This window comes from Adlercreutzia wanghongyangiae (assembly GCF_035989245.1).
GTDB classification, from domain to species: Bacteria; Actinomycetota; Coriobacteriia; order Coriobacteriales; family Eggerthellaceae; genus Adlercreutzia; species Adlercreutzia wanghongyangiae.
Map to the genome: position 1 here is coordinate 103,781 of NZ_JAYMFF010000009.1, position 25,675 is coordinate 129,455.

A 25,675-nucleotide genomic window follows, 5' to 3' on the forward strand; every position below is an offset into this window, starting at 1 on the left:
CCCATGGCATTCGCATCGAAATCACCTTGGGTGATCCACTACGACGGATCCAGCTGCAACGGCTGCGATATCGAGGTGCTGGCCACGCTCTGCCCCGGTTTCGACGGCGAGCGGTTCGGCGTCATCAACACCGGCAACCCCAAGCATGCCGACATCTTCCTGGTCACCGGCTCGGTGAACGAGCAGAACATCGAGGTCGTGCGCGAGATCTACAATCAGATGCTCGAGCCCAAGGTGGTGGTGGCCTGCGGTATCTGCGCCTGCTCCGGCGGCGTGTTCCACGATTGCTACAACGTCATCGGCGGCGTGGACAAGGCCATTCCGGTGGACGTGTACGCTCCCGGCTGCGCCGTGCGCCCCGAGCAGCTCATCGACGCCATCGTGGCCGGAGTGGCCAAGCTGGACGAGAAAGCGGCCGCCCTGAAGGCCGCGCGGAAGGGAGCGTGAGGCGCCCATGACCACGTTGAGCCAAACTTTCGAGCCCCTGGGCCTGAGCCAGATCCACGACGCGGCGGCGCGTCGTGCCGCCGACGGCTGGCGCTACGTGCAGATCCTGGCCGTGAACACCGAGGACGGCGTCGATCTGGTGTACTCCTTCATGAAGGACGGCCTGCTGGAGAACTTGACCGTCGCCGGCGTGAAGGAAGCCGACGAGGTGCCCTCCATCACCGACCTGTTCCTGGAGGCCTTCGTCTGCGAGAACGAGATCCACGACCTGTACGGCGTGACCATTCGCGACATCGCCATCGATTTCGGCGGCATGTTCTACCAGCTGTCGCAGAAGGCGCCCATGACGGTGGTGAGCCCCGAGCAGCTGGCCGCCCGCGAGAAGGCGAAGAAGATCGCCGCCGCCAAGGCCGCCAAGGAAGCGGCTGCGAAGACAGCCGCAGCGGCGCCCGCGACCCCGGCCGGCCCCACCGAGGAGGAGATCCAGGCCAAAATAGCGGGGCTCGACCCCGACAAGGCGGCGAAGGTGCGGGCGGCCATGGAGGCCAAGGCCAAGAAGGCGGCTGCCCAAGCATCCGAGGTCGCGCCGACGGCCCCCGCCCCGGCCGGCCCCACCGAGGAGGAGATCCAGGCGAAGATCGCCGGGCTCGATCCCGAGAAGGCCGCCAAGGTGCGCGCCGCGCTGGAAGCCAAGGCCAGGAAGGCCGCGAAGACGGAAGGGAAGGGGGAGTAGCATGGGCAAGGCGACCGTCATTCCCTTCGGCCCGCAGCACCCGGTGCTGCCGGAGCCTCTGCACCTCGATTTGGTGGTGCAGGACGAAACGGTGGTGGACGTGCTCCCGCAGATCGGGTTCGTGCACCGCGGCCTGGAGAAGCTCGTGGAAACCCGCGACTACAACCAGTTCATCTACATCGCTGAGCGCATCTGCGGCATCTGCGCCATGGGCCATTCGCTCGGCTACGCCGAGACGGTGGAGTCGCTCATGGGGGTGGAGGTGCCCAAACGCGCCGAGTACCTGCGCGTCATCTGGCACGAGCTGTCCCGCGTGCACTCGCACCTTCTGTGGCTGGGCCTGGCCGCCGACGCCTTCGGCTTCGAGAGCATGTTCATGCACTGCTGGCGCCTGCGCGAGCGCGTGCTGGACATCTTCGAGAAGACCACCGGCGGCCGCGTCATCCTGTCGGTGGTGAAGGTGGGCGGTGTCGTGCGCGACATCGACGCCACCCAGATGGCCGAGGTCGTCGCAGTGCTGGACAGCATCAAGGACGACTACACCAAGATCATGAACACCCTGCTCACCGACACCTCGGTGAAGAACCGCACCGTGGGCGTGGGCTACCTGTCCACCGAGGACGCCCATGCGCTGTCCATGGTGGGGCCTTTCGCCCGTGCCTCCAACCTGCCCTACGACGTGCGCTCCTTCGGGCGCGGCGCCTACGGCGACCTGGCCGATTTCCAGCCCATCGTGGCCACCGAGGGCGACTGCTACGCCCGCGTGAAGGTGCGCTGCCTGGAAGTGCTGCAGTCCATCGACATCGTGAAGGAGCTGGCGGCCAAGATGCCCGCCGGCGACATCGAGGTGGCGGTGAAGGGCGCGCCGGCAGCCGGTGCCCAGGCCTCCAACGTGCTGGAACAGCCCCGCGGCGAGTGCTACTACTACGCCCGCGGCAACGGCTCCAAGAACCTGGAGCGCATGCGCATGCGCACACCCACCTCTCAGAACCTCGCCGGCATGACCGTGGCCCTGAAGGGGTGCGATCTGGCCGACGTGAACATGATCATCCTGACCATCGACCCCTGCATCAGCTGCACGGAAAGGTAGGCGCTCATGGGAAGCTTCAAACTGGGGGGCATGACCCTCGGCTCGCTGTTCAAGAAGCCCGAGACCGTGCTGTACCCCTTCGAGACCAAACCGGCGCCGGCGGGGCTGAAGGGGCATATCGCCCTCGACCCCGATCGGTGCATCCTGTGCGGCATCTGCGCCAAAACCTGCCCGGCAGGAGCCTTGGTGGTGGAGAAGAAAGAGCGCACCTGGTCGCTCGACCCGTTCCGCTGCGTGCAGTGCGGCAGCTGCGTGCGCGCCTGCCCGAAAGCCTGCCTTGCCATGGAGCCCGCCTACACGCCGGTTGCCACGGCGCAATCGTGCACGGTGGTGCCGGTTCCCGACCCCAAGGCCGCGGTGACGGAATCGTAAGGTGAACGCTCCGTTAAGTTTCATGGGGACGGTTTGAAGGCCGTCGCTATCTGGTAGAATTGCACAAGCTGGCATGACAGTCCGGGCTCCGCGTTGGGGTCCGGACTTTTTGGGAAAGGGAAGGCTTCGTTTTATGGCCGAGAAGATGAGGAATGCGTCGGGCGCCGAAGAGGTGTCGTACCAGATCTTCACGCTGGCCAACATCGTTTCCTTCGTGCGCCTGCTGATGGTGCCCCTCTACCTTATCCTGCTCTTGAACGGCTGCAACCTGGCGGCCACGCTGGTGTTCGCCACGGCCGCGGCCACCGATTTCCTCGACGGGCAGATCGCGCGGCGCACCCACACCGTGTCGCGGCTGGGGCAGCTGCTCGATCCGGCCATCGACCGCATCCTCATGATCACCGGCGTGCTCGGCGTGTTTCTGGTGGGCCGCATTCCCCTGTGGGTCATCGTGCTCGTGGTGGTGCGCGACGCCTACCTGCTCATCGGCGGCGGCGTGCTGCTCAGCCGCTTCCATATCCGCGTGCCCGTCGTGTACCCGGGCAAGTTCGCGACCACGTTCCTGTTCGTCGGCTTCGCGGGGCTGCTGCTGAACTGGCCCCTTGTTCCGGGACTCGGCCTGTGCGATGTATCGTGGCTGCCCGGCTTCAACGGCGATGCCGTGTCGTGGGGCATCTGGTTCATCTACGCCGGCCTCGTGCTGTCGCTGGGGGTGACGATCTACTATTCGGTGGCTGCGGCCCGCGCCCTGCGCGCGGCATTGGCAGAGCGTTCGCGGGAAGGATGCGCCCATGACGCGGCCTAGAAAGCCGCGCTCGGACGGCAGCCCCTCTTCTCGTGCGCGATCGCGTGCGGCAGCCCCGACGGAACGTGCGCCCCGCCCCCGCCCCGATCGGAAGCCCGCGGGGCGCCCGGCCAGAGCCTCGCAGCCCGTATCCCGCTCCGCCGCGTCCGCAAGCCGTTCCGCCCAGCGATCGGCCTCGCCGTCGAAAACCCGCGGCGATCACCCCTCCCGTCGCACCGCGAGCCGCCCTGTCGGCCGCGCCGAGGACCGGGGCGCCAATCGCCGCGCAACCCAGCCGCGCCCGACCGCATCTGCCCGCCGCGCGACCGACCGCAGCTTCGCGGGACCGGGGCGCATGGAGACGCGGCCCGGTCCCGGCCTTGCGGCTGAAGGAGGCACGCGGCGCGGCACATCGCGCATGAAGCCCGTCGCCCCGGGCCGGCCCCGCTCGCCGAAGCTGCCCCTTGTCGCGGCCGCGGCGGCATTGGTGGTGGCCGTGATCGCCGGCGGCGTCGGCTTCGACCAGCTGATGAACGGCAACCGCATCTACCAGGGCGTCAGCGTGGGCTCCGTCGACGTGTCGGGTATGACCCGCGAGGAGGCGGCCAACGCCCTCGATGCCGCCTACAGTGACGCCGTGGCGTCGGGTCTGGGCATCGTCTTCGCCAGCGACGAGGCGGCCCAGACCGTGGACGTGGACACCGAGATGACCGAGGACGCGGCCCAGGCCGAGCAGCTGTCGGTGGAGGAGGCCCGCGCCGACAAAAAGCTGTGGGTGGCCGAGGCCGGCGTGCTGGGCGCCCACGTTCCCACAGCCGACCTGGCCGAGGAGGCCTTCGCCGTGGGCCGCGACGCGGGCGGACTGGCCCAGCGCATCGAGGCGGCCACGAGCACGGTGAGCATTCCAATGCGCCTGGATTTCGACGAAGATGCCCTGGAGGCGCTGGCCGCCGAAATCGATGAGACCATCGGCGAGCCCCGGGTGGACTCGAACGTGCAGATCGAGGACGGCGTCGCAACGGTGGTGGAGGGCCATGACGGCACCATCGTCGACCGCGACGAGTTCCGCAGCAAGATAGCCGAGGGCTTCCTGGGCGCCACACCCGACGACTTCTCCTTCGTCGCCCATACGGCCTTCGCCCCCTCGCGCATCGATAGCGCGGCGGCGGAGACGTGCCGCGCCTTTATCCAGGGCGTGCTCGACCGCGGCCTCACGTTCACCTTCGAGGGCGATCAGTGGGACCTGGACGGCGCGACCATCGGGTCGTGGGTCACCACCACCGTGGCCGAATCCGAGGGGGGAGCGCGCCTGGTGCCCGTCCTCGACGAGAAGACGGCCTGCGCCGACCTGCTGGCCCTCATCCGCGAGGCCGGCTTCGTGTCGGCCACTACGGTGAACTTCCGCATCGAGGGCGGCGAGGTATGGGTGTACGCCCAGGACGGCTCGCGCTACCCGCTGACCGCCGACGCGGTGTCGGCCGCCGATGCGGGGGTGTTCGGCGCCTTCCGCGACAACGGCTCCACCGCCTTCGCGGACGAGCGGCCCACCGTGGCCATCGGCTGGGGTGCGGCGCCCAGCAAGAGCAGCTTCGACGACGCGCTGGCCATGGGCCTCATCGGGGAGATATCCTCCTATACCACCGAGTACAACGACGGGGCCGGCACGGCCAACCGCCGTCACAACATCCATCTGGCGGCCGACCTGCTCACCGACTCCATCACCCCGGCCAACGGGGGCATCTGGTCGTTCACGGAGACCATGGGCGGCCAGGCCAACGAGGAGATGGGATTCAAGGGCGCCCACGTCATCTCCGGCGGCGAGTACACCGACGCCATCGGCGGCGGCATCTGCCAGGTGGCCACCACGGTGTTCAACGCCGTGTACGAGGGCGGCTACCCCGTGACCGAGCGGCGCAACCACTCCCTTTACATCTCGAGCTATCCCACGGGCCGCGACGCCGCCATCGCGTATCCTTATCTTGACCTCAAGTGGGAAAACGACACCACTTCCGACGTGCTGCTGCGCACGCGCTACACCGACAGCACCCTGACCGTCACGCTGTACGGCATCGATCCGGGCTACGTGGTGAGCACCGAGACCGGCGATTGGCAGAAGGGCGATGCCTACAAGACCAAGTACCAGGTGGACGAGGAGGAGTCGGAGGGCACCCGCTACGTGAAGACCCGCGGGGCCGACGGCCGCAGCGTCACCGTGCATCGCACGGTGCGCGACCGGTCGGGCAACCTGCTGCACGAGGAGGATTTCGAATCGAACTACAAGCCCATCAACGAGGTGATCGTGGTGGGACCGAACACGCCGACCGGGGAAGAGGAAGACTCGGAGGAAAAGGACGACGACAAGGAGGACGCCCGTGTTTCAACCGGAGATTGAGGCGATGCCCCGTGAGGAGCTTCGCGAACTGCAGCTTGAGCGCTTGCGCGCATCGGTGCGCAACGCCTACGAGAACGTGCCGCTCTACCGCGAGCGCTTCGATGCCGCCGGCGTCACGCCCGACGACATCCGCAGCCTGGAGGACCTGCAGCGGTTCCCCTTCGTGGTGAAGCAGGACATGCGCGACAACTACCCCTTCGGCATGTTCGCCCGCGAGAACGCCGATGTGGCGCGCATCCACGCCTCGTCGGGCACCACGGGCCAGGCCACGGTGGTGGGGCACACCGCCACCGACCTGAAGAACTGGGGCGACTGCTTCGCCCGCGGCATCGCCATGGTGGGCGGCGACGAGAACTCCACCATCCAGGTGTCCTACGGCTACGGCCTGTTCACGGGCGGTCTGGGGGCCCATGCCGGCGGCGAGGCCATGGGCTGCACCGTCATCCCCACCTCGTCGGGCAACACCAAGCGCCAGGTGCAGATGCTGAAGGACTGCGGCACCGACATCCTGGCCTGCACCCCCTCCTACGCGCTGCTGATCGCCGACACGGCCATCGAGATGGGCTACGACCCGGCCACCGAGTTCAAGATCTCCGGCGGCATCTTCGGCGCCGAGCCCTGCTCCGAGAACATGCGGCAGGAAATCGCCGACAAGCTGGGCCTGCAGTACTGCGACGTGTACGGCCTGTCGGAAATCATGGGCCCGGGCGTGGCCATGGAGTGCGCCGAGCGCGGCGGCCTCCACATCGCCGAGGACCAGTTCTTCTGCGAGATCATCGACCCCGAGACCCTGGAGGTGCTGCCCGACGGGGAAGTGGGCGAGCTGGTCATCACCACGCTCACCCGCGAGTGCTCGCCGATGATCCGCTACCGCACCCGCGACGTCACCACCATCAACGCGGAGATGTGCCCCTGCGGCCGCACCCACCGCAAGATCGGCCGCCTGCTGGGCCGCACCGACGACATGCTCATCATCCGCGGCGTGAACGTGTTCCCGTCCCAGATCGAGCAGGTCATCACGGAGTTCCCGGAGATCGCCACCCAGTACCAGATCATCCTCACGACGCGCGGGCCGCTCGACCATGTGGAGCTGCAGGTGGAAACCGAGCCTGATTTCCCCATCGACGAGGTGCGCGCGCTCGAGGATTTGCGCAGCCGCCTGGCCGCGGCTCTCAAGAGCAACCTGCAGGTGGCCGTGGACATCAAGTTCGTGGAACCGAAGACCATCGCGCGCTCGGAGGGCAAGGCCAAGCGCGTCATCGACCTGAGAGGGGAGACCAACTAATGATTTCTCAGCTGACGGTGTTCCTCACCAACGAGAAGGGCCGCCTGGCCGCGGCCTGCCGCACGCTGGCCGACGCCGACATCAACATGCAGGCGCTGTTCATCGCCGACACCGCCGATTTCGGCATCGTGCGCATCTTCTGCGACACGCCCGCCCGCGCCGCCGCCGTGCTGGCCGAGGCGAACTTCCGCGCCACGCTGACGCCGGTTATCGCCGTGTCGGTGGCCGACGAGCCCGGCACCCTGGCGCGCCTTCTGGAATTCTGCAACGAGGAGGCCATGAACGTGGAGTACGGCTACTGTTTCTCCACGGCCGGAGGCACCGCCATCGACGTGCTGAAGATCGAGGGCGACGGTGCCGAGACAGCCCTGGCCGACGCCGGATTCAAGATTCTCGCACCTGAAGAGGTCTACGTTGTCGATCCGAGCTAACTTCACCGCCGCAGGGCGCGGCACCGGCCGCCGCGCCCTGCGCGCCCTGCTGGCCGCCGCGCTCGCGGCGTCGGTGCTGCTGCCCGCCCCGGCGTTTGCCGACGTGCGCGGCACCGACCAGCTGCTGGGCACCACAGTGGCGGAACGCGGGCTGCCGGCCGTGGCCTGCCCGAACGTCACGGCGCGCTACGCCTTCGTCATGGACGCGGCGGGCACCGTCTACTTTTCCCGCGAAGCCGACGTGCAGAGCCACATCGCCTCTATCACCAAGGTGATGACAGCCATCGTGGCCCTGGATTCGGGGATGCCCATGGACACCGTTATAACCGTGGGCGAGAAGGCTGCCACCGTCGGCGAGTCGTCGGCCGATCTGCGCATGGGCGACAAGCTGTCGCTGAAGGCGGCGCTGACCGGCCTCATGGTGTCGTCGGGCAACGACGCCGCCATCGCCATCGCCGAAACCGTGGGCGCCACCTTGGCCGCCGACGGGCAGGACGCCAACGAGGCCTTCGTGGCGGCCATGAACGCGAAGGCGGCCGAGCTGGGCATGAACGACTCGCTGTTCGCCAATCCCCACGGGCTGGATATCGGCGAGTACGACAACGAGATGTACTCCACGGCCCACGACGTGGGCCTCATGTGCGCCTACGCCATGAAGAACGAGACGTTCCGCTCCATCGTGGCTCAGGACAAGGCGCAGCTGGCGGTCACGAAACCCGACGGCTCCACGGCCACCATCGAGCTGACCTCCACCGATTTGCTGCTGGGCGTCTACGAGGGCGCTTGCGGCATCAAGACCGGCTACACCGAGGCCGCCGGCAACTCCTTTGCGGGTGCCTGCAACCGGGGCGACGGCGACCTGTACGCCATCGTGCTCGGCGCGCCCTCCGAAAGCGCCCGTTTCGAAGATGCGAAGGCCCTGTTCAACTGGGTGTACGACAACCGCATGACCTACGCGCTCGCCCACAGCGACCAATGGGTGACCGCCGATGAGGACGGCACCTCCGCCAAGGTGCCCCTGATCGCCGAGGTGCCCCATACCGCTTGGCTCGACAAGCGCGTGAAGGCGACTTTCGCCGACCCCGGCGCCTCGGTTGAGGTGTTCGCCCCTGAGGGCAACGTGAGCCAGGAACTGGTAACCCGCGACCTGCCCGGCGCCGTGCATGCGGGCGACGTGGTGGGCACCATGAACTTCTACCAGGGCAACGAGCTGATCGCCTCTCAGGACCTGGTGGCCGTGGAAGATTCTCCCGCGCCCGACTTCCTGCAGGGGATCGGCTTTTGGTGGGAGCGCCTGTGGGCCGGCTTCGGCGGCCGGGAACTGGTGGCCGCCCCCGTGGTGGTGAACCAGACGCCGCTCATCTACAGCAAGGCGTCCACCGGCCAGAGCATCGAGGATATCCGCGCCATTGCCGCCGGCGATGACGTTGTACCTGACGACGATTCGGCGTCCGACGGCGCCGACGAGGAGGAATAACCATGAGCGAAACCTGTCCCGTTTGCTCCCATCCCGTATCGCCCGCCGATACCGCTTGCCCCACCTGCGGGTTCAAGCTGCTGGGCACCACCCAGGCCTTCAAGCCGGTGGCCCTGGACGGCGCCGCGGCGGCGGTCCCCGAGGCTGCCCCCACCTGCGCCACCTTGAACGTGGTGCGCGGCCCCCAGGTGGGCATCACCTTCCAGCTGGGAGGCGAGCCGCTGACCGTGGGACGCAGCCCGCAGTGCTCCATCTTCCTGAACGACATGACCGTCTCGCGCATGCACGCGGTCATCGAACCTGAAGCTGGCTGCTACGTCATCCGCGACCAGAACTCGTTCAACGGCGTGTGGGTGAACAACGAGGTCGTCGAGGCTCGCGCGCTGCGACCGGGCGACCTCATCCAAATCGGCACGTTCTGCATGCGCTACGAGGAGAGCTAGAAACCGCCCGCGCCATCGGGCGAGCAGAGGCAGAGGGGATACGAGCGGGGAGAGAGGATAAGATCATCTATGGAACTGATGTCGGGAAACGAGGCCATCGCCCAGGGCGCCTGGGAGGCCGGTTGCACCATCGGCGTGGCCTATCCGGGCACGCCCTCCACTGAGACGTTGGAGGCGTTCGCGCGCAAGGACGGCGTGTACGCCGAGTGGTGCGTCAACGAGAAGGTGGCGGTGGAGGTGGGCACCGGGGCCTCGGCCGCAGGCGCCCGGGTGCTCGCCACCATGAAGCACGTAGGCGTGAACGTGGCGGCCGATCCGCTGTTCACGGCCGCCTACACCGGCGTGGGCGGCGGCTTCGTCATTCTGGCGGCCGACGACCCGGGCATGTACTCGTCCCAGAACGAGCAGGATTCCCGCTACTACGCCCAGGCCGCCGCGGTGCCCTGCCTCGATCCGGCCGACTCGGCCGAGGCGCTGAGCTTCACGCGCGACGCCTTCGCCATCTCCGAGCGCTTCGACGTGCCGGTGATGCTGCGCTCCTCGGTGCGCGTCTCGCACACGAAAACCCCCGTGGAACCCGGTGAGCGCACCGAGCACGAGCTCGTTCCCTATCGGAAGGATCCCGCGAAGTGGGTGATGATGCCCGCCTTCGCGAAGCCGCGGCGCGCCGTTCAGCTGCAGCGCATCGACGCTTTGCGGGAATGGGTGGAGACATGCCCCTACAATGAGGTGGTGCGCCGCGGCGGCGACATCGGCGTCGTGTGCGCCGGGGCCGTCTACCAGCATGTGGCGGAGGCGCTGCCCGAGGCATCGGTGCTGAAACTGGGCGTCACCTGGCCCCTGCCGGCCCGCAAGCTGCGGGAATTCGCCGCCAGCGTCGAGCGCCTGTACGTGATGGAGGAGGGCTCGGAGTACCTGAGCGCCGCCGTGCGCGCCTGCGGAATCGCCGTGAGCGAGCCGCCGGCGCCCCTGCCGCGGGCCGGAGAGCTCTCGCCGCGGCTGGTGCGCGAGGCCTTCGGGCTGCCCGTGCCGCCCTACACCGAGCTGTCCGAGACGCTGCCGGGCCGCCCGCCGGCGCTATGCCCGGGCTGCCCGCACCGTCTGGTGTTCAAGGAGCTGGCCCGCATGAAGGCCATCGTCACCGGCGACATCGGCTGCTACACCCTGGGCGCTCTGCCGCCCCTTTCCGCCATGGACACCACAGTGGACATGGGCGCGTCGGTGTCCATGGCCCACGGCTTCGAACTGGCGCTTTCCGGCACCGATCACAAGCCGGTGGTGGCCGTCATCGGCGACTCCACCTTCGCCCATTCGGGCCTCTCCTCGCTCATCTCCACCGTGTACAACCGCGGAGCCGGCACCGTGTGCGTGCTGGACAACCGCACCACGGCCATGACGGGACGCCAGGGCAACCCCTTCAACGGCGTCACCCTGCAGAACCGCCCCAGCCGCGAGCTGAACATCGAGGCGGTGGTGCGGGCCATCGGCGTGGAGGACGTGCGCACGGTGGATCCCAACGATGCCGCCGCCGTACGTGCCGCCCTGAAGGAGACCACGGCGCTCGACGACATCTCGGTTATCGTGTTCCGCTCGCCCTGCGTGCTGCTGGAGCGGAAGAAGACGCGCCCGCTGTGGGTGAACGCCTCGTGCACGGCCTGCGGCTCCTGCGCGACCCTCGGCTGCCCGGCCATCTCCCGGGACGAGTCGGGCGTGGCCGCCATCGACGCGGCCCTGTGCATCGGCTGCGGCCAGTGCACCCAGTACTGCCGTTTCAACGCGATCGTTCCGGAATAGGGGAGGCGAATATGGAGCAAGCAACTAAAACCGTGCTGCTGTGCGGCGTCGGCGGCCAGGGCACCATCCTCGCCGCCGATCTTCTGGCCTTCGGGTGCCTGGAGGCCGGCCTGGATGTGAAGGTGTCGGAAATCCACGGCATGGCCCAACGCGGCGGCGCCGTGACCACGGTGGTGCGCATCGGCGAGAAAGTGGAGTCCATGGTGTCCGATTTGGGCTGTGCCGACATCGTGGTGGCCTTCGAGACCACCGAGGCCCTGCGCAACCTGCCCCAGCTGGCCGAGGGCGGGGCGCTCATCGTGAACGACGAGGCCATCAAGCCGCTTCCGGTGCTGACCGGGGCGGCGTCCATGCCCGCCCACGCCCACGAGACCTTGGCCGAAGCGGGCGCGCTGCTGGTGCCCGCAGACGCCATCGCACGCTCGGTGGGCAACCCCAAGTGCGCCAATGTCGTGCTGGTGGGCGCCTTCACCGCCCGCCTGGATATTCCCGCCGAGGTGTGGGAGCATGCCGTAGCGGCGCGGGTACCGGCGGCTACCGTGGAGGCGAACCTGGCGGCGCTGGCCGCGGGCCGGGCATTCGCCTTGGATCAAGAAGGGAAGTAGGCCATGACCGTTTCGCAGATCAGCGTATTCGCCAACAGCCGCCCGGGTCATTTGGGCCGCGTGCTGGCGCTTTTCGAGGAGGCCGGCGTGAGCGTGCGCGGGTTCTCCGCCTCCGATACGGGAGAGTACGGCATCTTGCGCTTCGTGGTGGATAAGCCCGATGTGGCGCTTGCGGCGCTCAAGGACGCCGGCTGCGCCTGCACCGAGACCCCGGTGCTGTGCCTGAAGCTGGAGGACACCCCCGGCGAGCTCTCCCGCGTGGTGGGCGTGCTCGGCCGCTGCGGCATCAACGTGGTGTACTGCTACTCTATGATATCCACCTACATCGTGCTGGCCACCACCGATATCGAGCAGGCGCGCGCCCTTCTGGCCGAGGAGCCTGTGGAGATGATCTGTCAGGCCGATATCGCCCGCTACGTCGCCGCCCGCGACGGGAAGGAGGCTTAAGCCGTGACCGATGCCGCATCCATCGACGTGACCGCCAAGGGCGGGGCCCTCGCGGCCGCCGCCGCGGGCCGCTTCGACCTGCTCCCCGTCTACAAGCCTGAGATCGAGTGCGCCCCGCGCGATCAGATTCGCGCCGTGCAGCTTGAAAAGCTCAAAAAGACCGTGGCCTACGCCTACGACCGCGTGCCCTACTACCGCCAGAAGATGGACGAGATGGGCGTGGCGCCCGCCGATATCCAGACGCTGGAGGACGTGCGCAAGCTGCCCTTCACCGACAAGGCGGTGCTGCGCGACACCTTCCCCTTCGGCCTGTTCGCCGTGCCCATGGACGAGATTCGCGAGTTGCACTCCTCGTCGGGCACCACGGGAAAGCCCGTGGTGGTGGGATACACCGACGACGACATGGCCATGTGGAGCGAGTGCATCGCGCGGCTCGTGCAGATGGCCGGCGTGGTGCCGGGCGATATGGCCCAGATGGCCTTCGGCTACGGTATGTTCACCGGCGGCTTCGGGCTGCACTACGGCCTGCAGCGCCTGGGATGCGCCATGATCCCCGCCGGCTCGGGCAACACCGAGCGCCACATCCAGATGATCGAGGACTACGGCACCACCGTGCTCGTGGCCACGCCCTCCTACGCCATGCACATCTGCGAGGTGGGGGAGGCCATGGGCTACGATTGGGAGGCGTCGCCCCTGCGCGTGGGCCTTTTCGGCGGCGAGCCGTGCCCGCCAGGACTCAAGGCCGAGATCGAGCGCCGCATGCACATCGTGTGCACCGACAACTACGGGCTCACCGAGGTGATGGGGCCGGGCGTATCGGGCGAGTGTCTGGCCGAGCGCTACCAGCAGCACATCGCCGAGGACCACTTCCTATGGGAGGTGGTGGACCCCGCTACCGGCGAGCCGGTGGGCGAGGGCGAGGTGGGCGAGCTTGTGCTCACGCCGCTGTGCAAGCAGGGCATCCCCGTGCTGCGCTACCGTACTCACGATCTGACGGCCGTGCACACCGGGCCCTGCGCCTGCGGCCGCACCCTGGCGCGCATGGACAAGGTGCGCTCGCGTTCCGACGATATGCTCATCATCCGCGGAACCAACGTGTTCCCCTCGCAGATCGAGGACGTGCTCTCGGGCATTCCCGAGGTGACGCCCCACTACCACATCGTGGTGCGCACCAAGGGCGGCATGGACGAGCTCGTGGTGGAGACCGAGCTTCGTCCCGAGGCCTTCTCCGACTCCTTCGAGTCGATGGACGCCCTGCGCGGCCGCATCGCCGAGAAGCTGAAGGGCACGCTGCTCGTGGCGCCCACGGTGCGCCTCGTGGAGCCCGGCGGCATCGAGCGCGCCATCGGCAAGGCCAAGCACGTCGACGACCAGCGCGAGAAGTAGATCGCAACAGAAGGGGAGCGCACCGACGCAGGCGCGCTCCCCTTTGTTTCCTTTGGGAGAGCCTATGGAAGCCGCCGCCCATACCGTCGCGCCCGTTACGGGCCGCTTCGCCCCGTCGCCCACGGGCCGTATGCACGCGGGGAACATCTTCTGCGCCCTGGTAGCGTGGCTCGTGGCGAAGTCCCAGGGAGGGCGTATGGTGCTGCGCGTCGAGGATTTGGATCGGGAGCGCTCCAAACCGCATTTTGCCGACGAGGTGCAGCGCGATTTCGAAGCCCTGGGCCTGACCTGGGACGCGGGTCCCTTCTTCCAGCATGATCGCGACGAAGTCTATCAAAGCGCCTTAGACGCTCTGGATGCACAGGGCCTTCTGTACCCTTGCTGGTGCACGCGGGCCGATCTGCACGCCGCCTCGGCACCCCATCGGGGCGAGAAACCGGTGTACGCGGGCACCTGCCGCCATCTGAGCGAGCGCGAGCGCGCCGAGCGGGCCGCAAGCGGCCGTGCACCTGCGACGCGTCTGATGGTGCCGGATCGCACCTACGCCCTGCACGACCTCATTCAGGGAGACTACCAGCAGAATCTCGCCACGGAATGCGGCGACTTCCTCGTGCGCCGCGCCGACGAGGCCTTCGCCTACCAGCTGGCCGTGGTGGTAGACGACGCGGCCCAGGGTGTGAACTCGGTGGTGCGGGGCATGGATCTGCTGTGTTCCACGCCCCAGCAGATGTACTTGCAGGAGTTACTGAAGCTGCCCCACGCGACCTACGCCCATGTGCCCCTGGTAGTGGGGGAGCTCAACCGGCGCCTGTCGAAACGCGACCGCGATGCGGCTCTCGATGAGCTGCTGATGCGCTTCAAGACACCCGCAGGAGTTATCGGCCACATCGCCGGCATCACCGGGCTCGCACCGACAACTGATCCCGCCACGCCCGAGGAGCTGCTGCGCGATTTCGATCTGGACAAGCTGCCCGCGCTGTTCCCCGACAAGGTGCAGATTCTCTGGCGCTAGACAGCCGGTTCCGCATGCTACACGAACAAGGCGGCGGCGTAGAAGGCGCCGAGCGCCACATTCACGCTGCCGATCTGGCCCATGGCGCCAATGCGCGTGGGCGGCGCAAGGGGGTTCTTCCACAGCGCGGCCATCAGGGGATAGGCGGCCAGCAGCATGAAGGGGAGCACGATAGCCCCTCGCGGGAACCAGATGGTCACAACGGCGACGATAGCCGCGACCCAGGTGACCATGAGCCCACGGTAGACGGCCCGCGCCCGAGAGCGCCCCAGCAACACGGGCAGCGTGCGCCGGCCGGCCTCGATGTCCTTCTCGATGTCGCAGGTGTTGTTGGTCATCATGATGAGCCCCACGCCGATGATGGTGGGCACGGCCCATACGAGCGCGATAAAGTCGAGGCGCCCTGTCAGCACCTGATAGCATGCCAGGGGAATGAGCCCTCCCATGACGATGCCGCTGACCGCCTCGCCCACCGGCAGATAGGAGAGGGGGGTCTTACCGCCGGAATAGGCCACAACGATAACGGCACCCACGGCGGCGATGACGAGGGGAGTGAAACCGGCGCACCAGATGACGTACAGCCCCGCGCAGAAAGCCGCGATCAGAAACCCTATGGCCAGCGCCAACGCCGACCGCGGATTCACCTGGTTGTACACCAGCACTGCATCGCTCGCCTCCACGTTGTCATCGGCGGAATCAGCACCCTTCACGTAGTCGAAGTAATCGTTGAACGTGTTCACCGAGGCCTGCATGAGAATGCAGATGAGCAGCAGTACCAGAGTGAGAAGCGGGGAGAGGCGCCCTGTTACATTCGCCGCGCAAGCGACGGCGACGAGCACGGGCATAATGGAAGCGGGCCAGGTGTGGATCGCGGCCAGCTGCCATGCCAAACGCGGGGAGAGGGGGGCGAAGTCTCCCCTCTCGGTGATTTTCTGTTCTGTACACATGTTCGTTTTTCCTCAACCTGGAGAACCCGTTGTCATAGCTTCATCCATTATAAAAGAGGGTGCCCGGTTGCGGGCACCCTCGGGGAACGCGCGTGACATCAACGGGCGTTAATTAGTGATCAGCGCTGCGGCGATATCGCCCGAAGTGGACGAAGCCGGCTTCCATTCCTCTCCATCACGAGTGTACTTAATGGTAATCGGCTGGGTAGCCGCCAACTCCACGCCATCGAGCGAACCAATCACGATCTCGCCGATTTCCTGGTTGATGTCATCGTTCGACTTGCCCGCCAACTCGTCGGGATTGGCGATCTTCTGGTTCACGGCGTTCTGCAGTGCCTGCTGATAGCCGGTGTAGCTCTTGCAGGTAAGCGTAATCTGGGCCTCGGCCGTATCACCGTCCACCGTCACAGAGTCGATGGCGTAATCAAACCCGCCCAAATAGGCCTTCATGAACTCCACGCCATCGATGCCGTACACCGACAGCTGGCTCATATCGATGCTCTCGGACAACTCGTTCACGAAGTTGTCGTCAAGATTCTTGATGCTGTCCAACTCCGACGTTAGCGACGCGCGAATGATCTCGTCATCGCTTTTCTCGCCTGAGCATCCCGAAAGGGACACTACAGCCCCCAACAACGCCCCCACAAGCAGGAGAGACATTAGAATCCCCTGAGTAAGGAATCGACTATTCAATTTTACATAATCCGCATTATCAGACATTTTCATAGTTCAACCTTTCTTGAGCCTTAACCCCAGGGGTTGCCGTTCCCGCTGCCGTCGGGCGAGCCGGAGATGCCGCCTTGCAGGTCTGCGGCACCTTCGCCGAGAATGGCGCTGTAGTCGCCGGTCTGCATGGCCTCCATCAGTATGGGGATCATCGTGACCAGTCCGATGATATTCAGCGCAAGCGCAATGGAGCTGATGACGACACCCATGATGGCCGTCTGCCGCACCACCGTGGCGAAGTTCCGATGAGGGCCCTCCGGTCGGCTCAACACGCGACGAACCTTCACCAGAGCCAGTATGGCGCATACCAGCGCCACAGAGCTGAGGGCCACGCCGCCGATAATGAACGACACGGGACCCGCGATGGTGGCCACGGTGCTCAATGTGCGCGCCGAGTTCAAATCCATCAGATCGAGCTGATCGCGCGCATCGCCCTGAGGCGGCTGCGGTCCCTGGTTCTCGGGTGGCGCGGGCAGAGAATTTCCCGGCTGTGTTGACCCGGAATCATCGGGCGGTGTTCGGTGTTCCATGAAATTCCTCGCTCCTAGCAGACCCCGCTGCTTCCGAAGCCGCGGTCGCCGCGGTCGCTTTCCGGAAGAGCATCGGTGTTATGTAAAGTAATAGGGGGAACGGCCACTATCATCAACTGCGCGATGCGGTCTCCCCGGGAGAACGAAAACGCCTCGTGGGGATCAAGATTGATCAGCACCACCTTGATCTCGCCCCGGTAACCGGCATCGACGAGCCCGGGGGCGTTCACGATCGATACGCCGTGACGGGCGGCCAAACCGCTGCGCGGAATGACCAGACCGGCGTGCCCCTCGGGAATGGCCAAGGCGAAACCGCACGGCACGGTCATGCGCTCGAAAGGCCCGAGCACTCCGTCGACGGCGGCGCGAAGATCGAGGCCCGCATCTCCCCCGTGGGCGTAGCACGGCAGTTCCAATGTCTCGTCGAGCAAGGTGATGGCAACATCCACGATATGCCCCCTACCCCAGATCGCCGAGTGCCTGGGAGAACTCCTCCACACTCTGGAAATCTTTGTAGACGCTCGCAAAGCGGATATAGGCGACCTCGTCCATCTTCACCAGGCGCGCGAGCACCATGTCGCCCAAATCCTTCGACTTGATCTCGGTGCGTTGGGTCGCACGCAACTCGGTTTCCAAACTCGTGATGAGTCCGTCGATCTTCTCGGGTGTAATCGGACGCTTGGCACAGGCGATCAGCAGGCCGCGCATAAGCTTCTGGCGATCGAACACCTCGGAAGAGCCGTCGGTCTTTATCACCAGGATGGGATGCTCGGCCAAACGCTCGTAGGTAGTGAACCGGTTGCCGCATTCGAGGCATTCCCGACGTCGGCGAATGGACGCTCCTTCGTCCGCCGAACGTGAATCGACCACCTTCGATTCGGGGTAGCCGCAGGATGGACAGCGCATGAGTTCTCCTAACCGTGAGTTGATAACCCATGATACCCTACGACAGGCCTCCGCGCCCCATACTTCAAAACATTGCTACCATCGCGACAAGCGACGGCGAGGCTTAGGCGAAGAAGGCCACAAAGGAGGCAACGGTGCTGAGAAGGAAGGCGATGGAAAATTCGATTCTGCTCATTTTTCTCTCCTGACCTCTTGCGTAGAACCTTTGTTCGCAGTTATAATAGAGCGAACAAAGGTTCATGTCAATATTTTTTCAAACAAATGTACGTCTCTTTTGAAAGGACGCGGAAATGGCGCAGAAGGTGACCAAGCGACAGCAGGCGGTACTGGACTGCATCGAGGCCTGCATCCGGCAGAAAGGCTACGGCCCCACCGTGCGCGAGGTCTGCCAAACCCTGGGGCTGTCCTCCCCTTCCACCGTCCATGTGCACCTCAAGGCCCTGGAGGACAAGGGCTACATCAAACGCGATCCCCTGAAGTCGCGCTCCATCGCGCTCACCTATCCCATTGAGGAAGTGCCTTGCGCCGGAGCCCTCGCCGACAGCTACAGCAAGCTCGTCAACGTGCCCCTTGTGGGCGATGTGGCGGCCGGCTCCCCCATTCTGGCCGAGGAGAACATCACCGACACCATCACCCTGCCCACCGACATCGTGGGCGATGCCCCCTCCTTCATGCTGTCGGTACGCGGCGAGTCCATGATCGAGGCCGGCATCAACGACGGCGATTACGTCGTGGTGAAGGAGCAGCCGGTGGCCAATAACGGCGATATCGTCGTGGCCATTGTCGATGACGGTGCCACAGTGAAGCGATTCTACAAGGAGGCCGACCACATCCGCCTGCAACCCGAGAACTCGTCCATGGAGCCCATCATTGTCAGCGATTGTTCCATAGCCGGCAAGGTGGTGGCCGTGTTCCGCCGCCTCTGAGCCGCGCCGGCTCGAAACAAGCAGCGGAGCCGTGGCAGAATCTGCCGCGGCTCCGTTTCGTCTTCTCGGTTCTTGCCGTCCTGGAAACGCGCCTGCCTACGAGTGGGCAAACGGCAGAAACGCCGCCACTTGGGCCGGCCCCGCGAGCATCTGGATATGGGTGCCGTCGGCCTCGTGGTCCTCCGAGATGATATGGCACCGTTCGTGGGCCAACGACACCAGATCGCCCCGCTGATAGGGAATCACCACGTCGAGCTTGGTGTCGGCCGCACTCGCCGCATGGGCGATGGCTCCCACCATGTCGTCGATACCGAACCCGGTGCGCGCCGAGAGAAACTGAGCGTGGGGAAAGCGCCGGCGCAACCCTTCAAGCACATCGTCTTCGAGAAGGTCGCATTTGTTGAACACCTCGATCGTGCCAATGGAGGCGGCACCGATCTGATCAAGCACACCGCGCACAGCCTCGATCTGCGATTCGAACTCGGACGATGAGGCATCCACCACATGCAGGATGAGATCGGCACCTGTGATCTCGTCAAGGGTGGATTTGAACGCCTCCACAAGCGTCGTCGGCAGCTTCTGGATGAAACCGACCGTATCGGTCACCGTGATCTCACGGCCCTCGGGCAGCTCGAACTTGCGCGTGGTGGAATCCAGCGTGGCGAACAGCTTATCGTAGCTGAGCACATCGGAACCCGTCAGGCGATTGATGAGCGAACTCTTCCCCGCGTTGGTGTAGCCAGCCAGGGCGACTTTGAACATGCCGCTGCCATAGCGGCTCTCGCGCTGCAGCTGGCGCACATCGGACAGATGGGCCAGCTCGCGACGAATGGAGGTGATGCGCTTGCGCACCATGCGGCGGTCGACCTCCAGCTGGCTCTCGCCCTCGCCGAAGCGCGAGCCCACGCCGCCGCCCATGCGGTTCGAGGCCAAATGGGCCCACATGCCGCGCAGACGCGGGTACAAGTACTGGTTCTGGGCCAAGCGCACCTGAAGGCGCCCCTCCTTCGAGGTGGCATGCAGGGCGAAGATGTCGAGGATGAGCGCCGTGCGATCGATCACCTTCACGGCTTTGTCCACGACCTTTTCCAGATTCGCCTGCTGGGAGGGGGTCAGCTCGTCGTCGAAGATAACCAGATCGGCCTCGCAAGTGCGGGCCAGCTCGGCGATTTCCTCGGCTTTGCCCGAGCCCACGAAGGTGCGCGGATTGGGGGCGTCCAAACGCTGCGTCGTGGATGCGACGACATCGGCTCCGGCAGTGTCGGCCAACCGCTCCAGCTCGGCCAAAGACGACTCCAGGGGCCATTCCAACCCGGGACGGTCCACACCGACGATGACGGCCCGCTCGCGGCGCTCCTCGCACTGCGTCGCCGGCCCTTTTTGGATTACGGATTGATATTCGGTCATGGAGTGGGCTCCTTCGATAGTTGGGAGAGGATCTGGTCGGCCACGCGGCGTGCATCTCCCGCATTGGCGTCCACCCAGCGAATGCGCTCGTCGCGCCGGAACCAGGTGCGCTGGCGCTTGGCGTAGCGCCTCGTGGCCTGCTTGATGGCGGCCACCGCCTCATCCAACGTGCAACGTCCCTCGAGCGCCTCGACAATTTCCTTGTAGCCGATAGCCTGGGGTGCGGTGATACCCTCGCGGAAGCCCGCGGCCATCAGGTCTCGCACCTCTTCCACCAACCCCGCGGCCACCATAGCATCCACCCGGGCGTTTATGCGCGCGGCGAGCACGGCGGGGTCGACCGCCAGGCCGAACTGCACCGTCGGCACCGCCGCGCCGATAGCTGCCAGGTTGCGCTTCTGCTCGGCGTAGCTGCGCCCCTCGGCCAGAAGCTCAAAGGCCCGCACCACGCGACGGACGTTGTTGGGATGAACCACCGCCGCGCTCGCGGGATCGCGGCGCTCGAGCTCGTCCCACAGCGCCTGGGCGCCGTGCTGCTCGGCGAAGGCCGTCCACTGCGCACGCACCGGATTGTCCGTTTGCTCGCCGGCGGGAAATGCATAGTCGTCGATAGCCGCCCGCACATACAGGCCCGTGCCGCCGCAGAGCACCGGCCGCCCGTCGCGGTCGGCGATATCGCGAAACGCCGACCGCGCGAAGGTTTGGAAGAGGGCCGCCGAGTAGGGCTCGCCCGGATCAACGAGATCGAAGCCATGATGGGGCACGATACGCTCATCAGCCGGCAGTTTGCCAGTGCCGATATCCATGCCGCGGTAGATCTGCATGGAATCGGCGCTCACCACTTCCCCGCCCACCGCAGCAGCCACCAGCTGGGCCGCGTCGGTCTTGCCCGAGGCCGTGGGACCGACGATGCAGATGACGGGCGAACGCGAATCAGCCATCGACGACCGTGCCGGACAAATACCAGGTGCGCGCCTCGTCGATATGCATGGGAACGATGGTGCCCACCAGCTCTTCGGCCGTAAGTCCCGCGGGCAGCGGCCCGTGCACCGTCTGGTTCTTGGGGCTCTTGCCCGCCAAGATGGAGCCGTCCCGCTTCGACGTGCCCTCGATGAGCACGGGAACCGTGGCGCCGCGCTCCCCTTGGTTCGCCTCGTAGGCTTTACGCTGAACCAGATCGACCAAACGGTCGAAGCGCTCCTGGATGACCTCGCGGGGCGTGTCGTCCTGCAGCTTCGCAGCCGGCGTGCCCTCTCGCTTCGAGTAGATGAAGGTGAACACCTGGCTGTAGCCCACTTCCTCCACTAAGCGATAGGTCTCCATGAAGTCCTCTTCAGTCTCGCCGGGGAAGCCGACGATGATATCGGTGGAAAGCGCGATATCGGGCACCACGGCCCGCAGCTTCTTGATGAGGCCGAGGTAGTGCTCGCGGGTATAGCGCCGATTCATGGCCGACAGAATGCGATCCGACCCCGACTGCACGGGCAGGTGCAGCGCCGGCATCAGCGAGCGCAAGGTGCCGAAGCGCTCGATCACCTCATCGGTGAGATCTTTGGGATGGCTCGTCGCGAACCTCAAACGCTCAACGCCCGTCGCATCCAGCGCATCCAGCACCTCGGCGAAGCGGGGCTCACCGTACAAATCGCGGCCGTAGGAGTTCACGTTCTGGCCGAGCAGCGTGATCTCCTTCACACCTGCCTCCACATAGCGCCGCGCCTCCTCCGCGATATCTTCCAGAGGGCGCGATTTCTCGCGTCCGCGCACATAGGGCACGATGCAGTAGGAGCAGAAGTTGTTGCAGCCCACGGTAATGGGAAGCCATGCCGCCCAGGCATGCTCGCGGGTCGTCGGCAGCGCCGAGGAGAAATCGGCGCCGCCGTCGAGCACTTCGACCGCATGGCCGGATCGCTCGATGGCACCCGACAGGAGCGCCGGCAGAGAGGCAAGGTTGTGCGTGCCGAAGACCACGTCCAGGTGCGGCAGCTGCTGCACCAGCTTCTCGCCATCGCGCTGCCCGATGCATCCGCCCACGGCGATATAGCGCTTGTCGAGGGGCGATCCCTCACGCACGGGGATGTTCTTCATCGAGGCGACCTGGCCGTACAAGCGCGTATCGGCGGCCTCGCGCACGCAGCAGGTCATGAACACCACGATGTCGGCTTCCTCGATCGTGGCCACGGGAAGCGCCCCCAGGCCCTCGAGCATACCGGCCACGCGTTCGGAATCGTGCTTGTTCATCTGGCAGCCGAACGTGTGAATGCAGAAGGTGGTTCCTTCGAAGCAAGTCGTCATGACATACCCTTCGCTACGCCAAGCTGGCAGCTTCCACGGCCACGACGCCGGAGCGGGGCTCCACGGCGAAGCGAATGGCCGTGCGGTACTCGCCGTCGATGACGATATCGGCGAACGAGGGGATGCAGCAGATCTCGATGCCGACCGGCGAGAGGAAGCCGCGCGAGATGGCGATGGCCTTCACCGCCTGGTTGACGGCGCCCGCGCCCACAGCCTGGATCTCGACGGAAGCCCCGTCCTTGATCATACCGGCGATGGCTCCGGCTACCGAGGCCGGAGAGGACTTCGAGGAAACCTTGAGGCAGCCGATGGTCGGCTTCGATTCTGTGATGCTGGACACGTCGCTGATCCTTGTCGTTTCTGGCTTGGTTTTTTTGTTCCGGTTATCGTGTGTTTGGTAATGAATCGCAGGCAACGAGCCCCCGATGCAAACGTTATCATTTTATCCGTTCACCCGAGGGGGCGCAACTGGCAACCCGGCACTAGCGCATCTTGTCGATGGGAATGGTAATGCGCACGGCATCAGCGCCGACAGACACCTCCGGCGCTCCCACCCCCGCCAGAAAATAGCGCTCGGCGATGTCGTCGAACACAGCACCCACCCGCTCGCGGATCAGCGCCACGTCCTCGTCGGCTAGCTTCAGGCCGCGGGCATCGCCCCTCGCAGGACGAGGGCGCTTGGAGGCCGGAGGCGCCGGGAACGCATCGCGCTGCAGGCGCTCCATCAGCGAGGGAACGGGACGAATCGCTCCGTCCAGAATGCGCCGTGCCGATCGGGGCGACAGGAAGAGCCCCATCTCATCGGCCAGGGCACTCAAATGCGCATCGTCGACGGCCAGCGCCAGACGCTTTACCAGGGGGATGTCGGATATATCACCGGGAAAAGCACGCAGGGCCGGCGAGAGGGTGGCGGCCCCGTAGGCATACAGCGTGGCGGCAATCTCGGTGGCCGTGCCCTCGTACACAGTGCAGAGGTCGCGATGCTCCAAGGCGAATTCCGCCGTGGTACGCACGATGTTCTTCGGGCCGCGCATGCAGAGCGCCCCGTCGGCTCCGCGCTCGAAACGGGGAAAGGTTGATTGGTCCGCCTTCTCCCCCAGCACCGCGGTATCCGTTTGCACAAACAGGCTGGTCCCCCGATCGGGGGCTGACTGGCGCACCTCGGCCGCAACGGCGTTCGCTGCGATGGAGTAGAGCGCCATACCGCGCCCGTGCATGCCCCATTTGTCCATATGGGCGGTATCCAGCTTCGAAGTGACGCGCGGCTCGAAGATGCGGCGGTGCTGGGAGACGGGAACGCCCGCCCCGTCGTCGATGACGGTCATGAGGCGCTGATCGCCGTTTTTCTGGGAAGCGAGGAAGATATGCCGCGCACCCGCATCGCGGGCGTTGCGCAAAAGCTCGATGACGATGTCCTCGCTGGAACGAATATCCTGGGCCGCCTGGCGGCGCTCGGCCTCCGAGCTGCGCAGACGAACGAAGCCATCTCCGAGATCGGCTTCGACTCGGAGATGGCTCTCACCGCAAACGGAATCTATGAACGTGGCGAGAGATTGGTCGTCCATGGACTATTTCGCGTAGTCCACCGCACGGCTCTCGCGGATGACCACGACCTTCACCTGGCCCGGATACTGCATCTCGTTTTCGATCTGCTGGGCGATGTCGTGGGCGAGCACCACCGAAGCCGACTCGTCGACCACTTCGGGCTCCACCATGACACGCACCTCGCGACCGGCCTGGATGGCATAGGTACGCTCGACGCCCTTATGGGAGTTCGCAATCTCCTCCAGCTTCTCGAGACGCTTGATGTAAGCGTCGAGCGTCTCCTTGCGGGCACCGGGGCGCGCGGCGGAAACGGCATCGGCGGCCTGGATGAGCACGTCGATGACCGAGTTCGGCTCGATGTCGTTGTGGTGCGCCTCGATGGCGTGCACGATCTCGGGGCGCTCGCCGAAGCGGCGGGCCAGATCGGCGCCGATGACGGCATGGCTGCCCTCCACCTCGTGATCGACGGCCTTGCCCAGATCGTGCAGAAGGCCCGCGCGCTTCACCGGAATGGGATCGAGGCCCAACTCGGATGCCATGACCGAGGCCAGGTAGGCCACTTCCAGGGAATGGTTCAGCACGTTCTGACCGAAGGAAGTGCGGTAGCGCAGCCGGCCGAGGGTGTTCACCAGCTCGGGATGCAGATCGTGGATACCGGCATCGAAGGTTGCCTGCTCGCCGGCCTCCTGCACACGCTGGTTCACGAGCTTCACGGCCTTGTCGTACATCTCCTCGATGCGGGCCGGGTGAATGCGGCCGTCGGCGATGAGATTTTCCATGGTGACGCGGCCGATCTCGCGACGCACCGGATCGAAGCAGGAAATGGTCACGCACTCGGGCGTGTCGTCGATGATGAGATTCGTGCCGGTGAGCTGCTCGAAGGAGCGGATGTTACGCCCCTCGCGGCCGATGATGCGGCCCTTCAGATCATCGGACGGAATATGGATGGTGGACACCGTGGACTCGGCGGAATGGTCGGCGGCCACGCGCTGGATGGCCAGGCTCAGAATCTCGCGGGCCTTTTTGTCGGCCTCGGCCTTGGCCCGCGTCTCCGCATCGCGGATAATGACGGCCGATTCGCGGGTCACCTCGTCGCGAATGGTGTCGAGCAGCTCGACCTTGGCCTCCTCGGGGCTCATGCCGGCGGCGCGCTCCAGGGCTTGGTTGATCTCGATCTGAGCCTCCTCACGATGGCGCTCGATGGCGTTCTCAGCCTCGTTCACATCGCGCTCGCGGCGCTCCACCTGCCCCTGCAGCGACGAGAGCTGGTGCTCGCGGGCGTCCAGCGATTCGACGCGGCGGTCGAGGGACTCCTCGCGCTGGGCAAGGGTCTCCTCGCGCTGGGCCACGCGGCTCTCGGCCGAGCGCACCTCGCGCATGCGCTCCTTCTTCTCGTCCTCCAGCTCCTGGCGATAGCGCAGGGCCTGGTCCTTCGCCTCGATCTCGGCCTCGCGTCGCATCGTCTCCGCCTGCTTGCGCGCATCCTCGACCAGGCTGGCTGCCTCGCCGGCGGCCTTCTGGTTCGATGCGGCGGTCATGGAGCGGTTGACGATGAAACCGAGGACGATACCGACGATGGCCACGACGACAACGACGACGATCATCACGGGATCCATCGCGATTCCTCCTTTCATCTGGGCCTTCACGCCCAATCATAGTCATAAAAAAAGCCCGTGGCACGGGCACGAGCGTATGCAA

At 65.8% G+C, this 25,675-nt stretch carries 27 protein-coding genes; 16 read left to right on the plus strand and 11 right to left on the minus strand.

Going from position 1 to position 25,675, the window contains the following annotated elements; translation table 11 throughout:
* The first annotated feature begins 3 nt into the window (after positions 1-3).
* From VIN30_RS05475 to gluQRS, 15 genes are all read left to right on the plus strand, one after another.
* Positions 4-447: an NADH-quinone oxidoreductase subunit B family protein gene (locus tag VIN30_RS05475; RefSeq protein WP_326424658.1), complete on the plus strand. Its 444-nt coding sequence runs from the start codon at positions 4-6 to the stop codon at positions 445-447.
* A 7-nt stretch (positions 448-454) separates the two neighbouring features.
* Positions 455-1,180 (plus strand): NADH-quinone oxidoreductase subunit C, encoded by a 726-nt coding sequence (locus tag VIN30_RS05480; RefSeq protein WP_338209942.1) that lies wholly within the window; start codon positions 455-457, stop codon positions 1,178-1,180.
* A gap of 1 nt (position 1,181) precedes the next feature.
* Positions 1,182-2,270 (plus strand): hydrogenase large subunit, encoded by a 1,089-nt coding sequence (locus tag VIN30_RS05485; RefSeq protein ID WP_338209944.1) that lies wholly within the window; start codon positions 1,182-1,184, stop codon positions 2,268-2,270.
* 6 nt (positions 2,271-2,276) lie between these two features.
* A complete protein-coding gene (locus VIN30_RS05490) occupies positions 2,277-2,642 on the plus strand; it encodes a 4Fe-4S dicluster domain-containing protein (protein WP_326424655.1) in 366 nt (121 codons plus the stop codon).
* Between the two features lie 133 nt (positions 2,643-2,775).
* Positions 2,776-3,447 (plus strand): CDP-alcohol phosphatidyltransferase family protein, encoded by a 672-nt coding sequence (locus VIN30_RS05495; RefSeq protein ID WP_326424654.1) that lies wholly within the window; start codon positions 2,776-2,778, stop codon positions 3,445-3,447.
* 397 nt (positions 3,448-3,844) lie between these two features.
* Entirely contained in the window at positions 3,845-5,818 is a 1,974-nt protein-coding gene (locus tag VIN30_RS05500) for a VanW family protein (protein WP_338209946.1), read from the plus strand.
* A gap of 4 nt (positions 5,819-5,822) precedes the next feature.
* Positions 5,823-7,103, plus strand: coding sequence for a phenylacetate--CoA ligase family protein (locus tag VIN30_RS05505; RefSeq protein ID WP_326424679.1), 1,281 nt, complete (start codon positions 5,823-5,825; stop codon positions 7,101-7,103).
* Positions 7,103-7,534, plus strand: a complete 432-nt coding sequence (locus VIN30_RS05510; protein ID WP_338209948.1) for an amino acid-binding protein — start codon at positions 7,103-7,105, stop codon at positions 7,532-7,534. The genes VIN30_RS05505 and VIN30_RS05510 overlap by 1 nt, the downstream gene beginning before the upstream one ends.
* On the plus strand, positions 7,518-9,011 hold the full coding sequence (locus tag VIN30_RS05515) for a D-alanyl-D-alanine carboxypeptidase family protein (RefSeq protein WP_338209950.1): 1,494 nt from the start codon (positions 7,518-7,520) through the stop codon (positions 9,009-9,011). The genes VIN30_RS05510 and VIN30_RS05515 overlap by 17 nt, the downstream gene beginning before the upstream one ends.
* Before the next feature lie 2 nt (positions 9,012-9,013).
* Positions 9,014-9,454, plus strand: a complete 441-nt coding sequence (locus VIN30_RS05520) for an FHA domain-containing protein (protein ID WP_338209952.1) — start codon at positions 9,014-9,016, stop codon at positions 9,452-9,454.
* Positions 9,455-9,523: 69 nt separating this feature from the next.
* Positions 9,524-11,248 (plus strand): thiamine pyrophosphate-dependent enzyme, encoded by a 1,725-nt coding sequence (locus tag VIN30_RS05525; protein ID WP_338209954.1) that lies wholly within the window; start codon positions 9,524-9,526, stop codon positions 11,246-11,248.
* Between the two features lie 11 nt (positions 11,249-11,259).
* Positions 11,260-11,853 carry an indolepyruvate oxidoreductase subunit beta gene (locus VIN30_RS05530; protein WP_326424648.1) on the plus strand — a complete coding sequence of 198 codons (594 nt, stop codon included), beginning with the start codon at positions 11,260-11,262 and terminating at the stop codon, positions 11,851-11,853.
* A 3-nt stretch (positions 11,854-11,856) separates the two neighbouring features.
* Positions 11,857-12,300, plus strand: coding sequence for an ACT domain-containing protein (locus tag VIN30_RS05535; protein ID WP_326424647.1), 444 nt, complete (start codon positions 11,857-11,859; stop codon positions 12,298-12,300).
* Positions 12,301-12,303: 3 nt separating this feature from the next.
* A complete protein-coding gene (locus tag VIN30_RS05540; protein WP_338209957.1) occupies positions 12,304-13,686 on the plus strand; it encodes a phenylacetate--CoA ligase family protein in 1,383 nt (460 codons plus the stop codon).
* Positions 13,687-13,750: 64 nt separating this feature from the next.
* The gene (gene gluQRS, locus VIN30_RS05545; protein WP_338209959.1) at positions 13,751-14,698 is read left to right on the plus strand and encodes a tRNA glutamyl-Q(34) synthetase GluQRS; all 948 of its coding nucleotides are present in this window, start codon (positions 13,751-13,753) and stop codon (positions 14,696-14,698) included.
* A 17-nt stretch (positions 14,699-14,715) separates the two neighbouring features.
* On the opposite strand, the gene VIN30_RS05550 is transcribed toward gluQRS, so the two are convergent.
* The 5 genes from VIN30_RS05550 to nrdR form a co-directional block, all read right to left on the minus strand.
* Positions 14,716-15,645 (minus strand): prenyltransferase, encoded by a 930-nt coding sequence (locus tag VIN30_RS05550; RefSeq protein WP_338209961.1) that lies wholly within the window; start codon positions 15,643-15,645, stop codon positions 14,716-14,718.
* Positions 15,646-15,753: 108 nt separating this feature from the next.
* On the minus strand, positions 15,754-16,305 hold the full coding sequence (locus VIN30_RS05555) for a hypothetical protein (protein WP_338209963.1): 552 nt from the start codon (positions 16,303-16,305) through the stop codon (positions 15,754-15,756).
* Between the two features lie 86 nt (positions 16,306-16,391).
* Positions 16,392-16,901 (minus strand): hypothetical protein, encoded by a 510-nt coding sequence (locus VIN30_RS05560; protein ID WP_326424631.1) that lies wholly within the window; start codon positions 16,899-16,901, stop codon positions 16,392-16,394.
* A 14-nt stretch (positions 16,902-16,915) separates the two neighbouring features.
* The gene (gene dut, locus VIN30_RS05565) at positions 16,916-17,350 is read right to left on the minus strand and encodes a dUTP diphosphatase (protein ID WP_338209966.1); all 435 of its coding nucleotides are present in this window, start codon (positions 17,348-17,350) and stop codon (positions 16,916-16,918) included.
* Between the two features lie 10 nt (positions 17,351-17,360).
* The gene (nrdR, locus tag VIN30_RS05570; protein WP_326424629.1) at positions 17,361-17,807 is read right to left on the minus strand and encodes a transcriptional regulator NrdR; all 447 of its coding nucleotides are present in this window, start codon (positions 17,805-17,807) and stop codon (positions 17,361-17,363) included.
* A 290-nt stretch (positions 17,808-18,097) separates the two neighbouring features.
* Here nrdR and lexA point away from each other — a divergent pair, with 290 nt between their 5' ends.
* Positions 18,098-18,733 carry a transcriptional repressor LexA gene (lexA, locus tag VIN30_RS05575; protein WP_338209968.1) on the plus strand — a complete coding sequence of 212 codons (636 nt, stop codon included), beginning with the start codon at positions 18,098-18,100 and terminating at the stop codon, positions 18,731-18,733.
* Positions 18,734-18,829: 96 nt separating this feature from the next.
* On the opposite strand, the gene hflX is transcribed toward lexA, so the two are convergent.
* The 6 genes from hflX to rny form a co-directional block, all read right to left on the minus strand.
* On the minus strand, positions 18,830-20,140 hold the full coding sequence (gene hflX / locus VIN30_RS05580) for a GTPase HflX (protein ID WP_338209969.1): 1,311 nt from the start codon (positions 20,138-20,140) through the stop codon (positions 18,830-18,832).
* Positions 20,137-21,081 (minus strand): tRNA (adenosine(37)-N6)-dimethylallyltransferase MiaA, encoded by a 945-nt coding sequence (gene miaA / locus VIN30_RS05585; protein WP_326424626.1) that lies wholly within the window; start codon positions 21,079-21,081, stop codon positions 20,137-20,139. Before miaA ends, hflX begins: the two co-directional genes overlap by 4 nt.
* Positions 21,074-22,432, minus strand: a complete 1,359-nt coding sequence (gene miaB, locus VIN30_RS05590; RefSeq protein ID WP_338209971.1) for a tRNA (N6-isopentenyl adenosine(37)-C2)-methylthiotransferase MiaB — start codon at positions 22,430-22,432, stop codon at positions 21,074-21,076. Before miaB ends, miaA begins: the two co-directional genes overlap by 8 nt.
* Positions 22,433-22,445: 13 nt before the next feature.
* Entirely contained in the window at positions 22,446-22,772 is a 327-nt protein-coding gene (locus VIN30_RS05595) for a stage V sporulation protein S (protein WP_455423834.1), read from the minus strand.
* A 142-nt stretch (positions 22,773-22,914) separates the two neighbouring features.
* Complete coding sequence (locus tag VIN30_RS05600; RefSeq protein WP_338209973.1) at positions 22,915-23,997, minus strand: ATP-binding protein; 1,083 nt, start codon at positions 23,995-23,997, stop codon at positions 22,915-22,917.
* A 3-nt stretch (positions 23,998-24,000) separates the two neighbouring features.
* The gene (gene rny, locus VIN30_RS05605) at positions 24,001-25,593 is read right to left on the minus strand and encodes a ribonuclease Y (protein ID WP_326424623.1); all 1,593 of its coding nucleotides are present in this window, start codon (positions 25,591-25,593) and stop codon (positions 24,001-24,003) included.
* Positions 25,594-25,675: the final 82 nt, after the last annotated feature.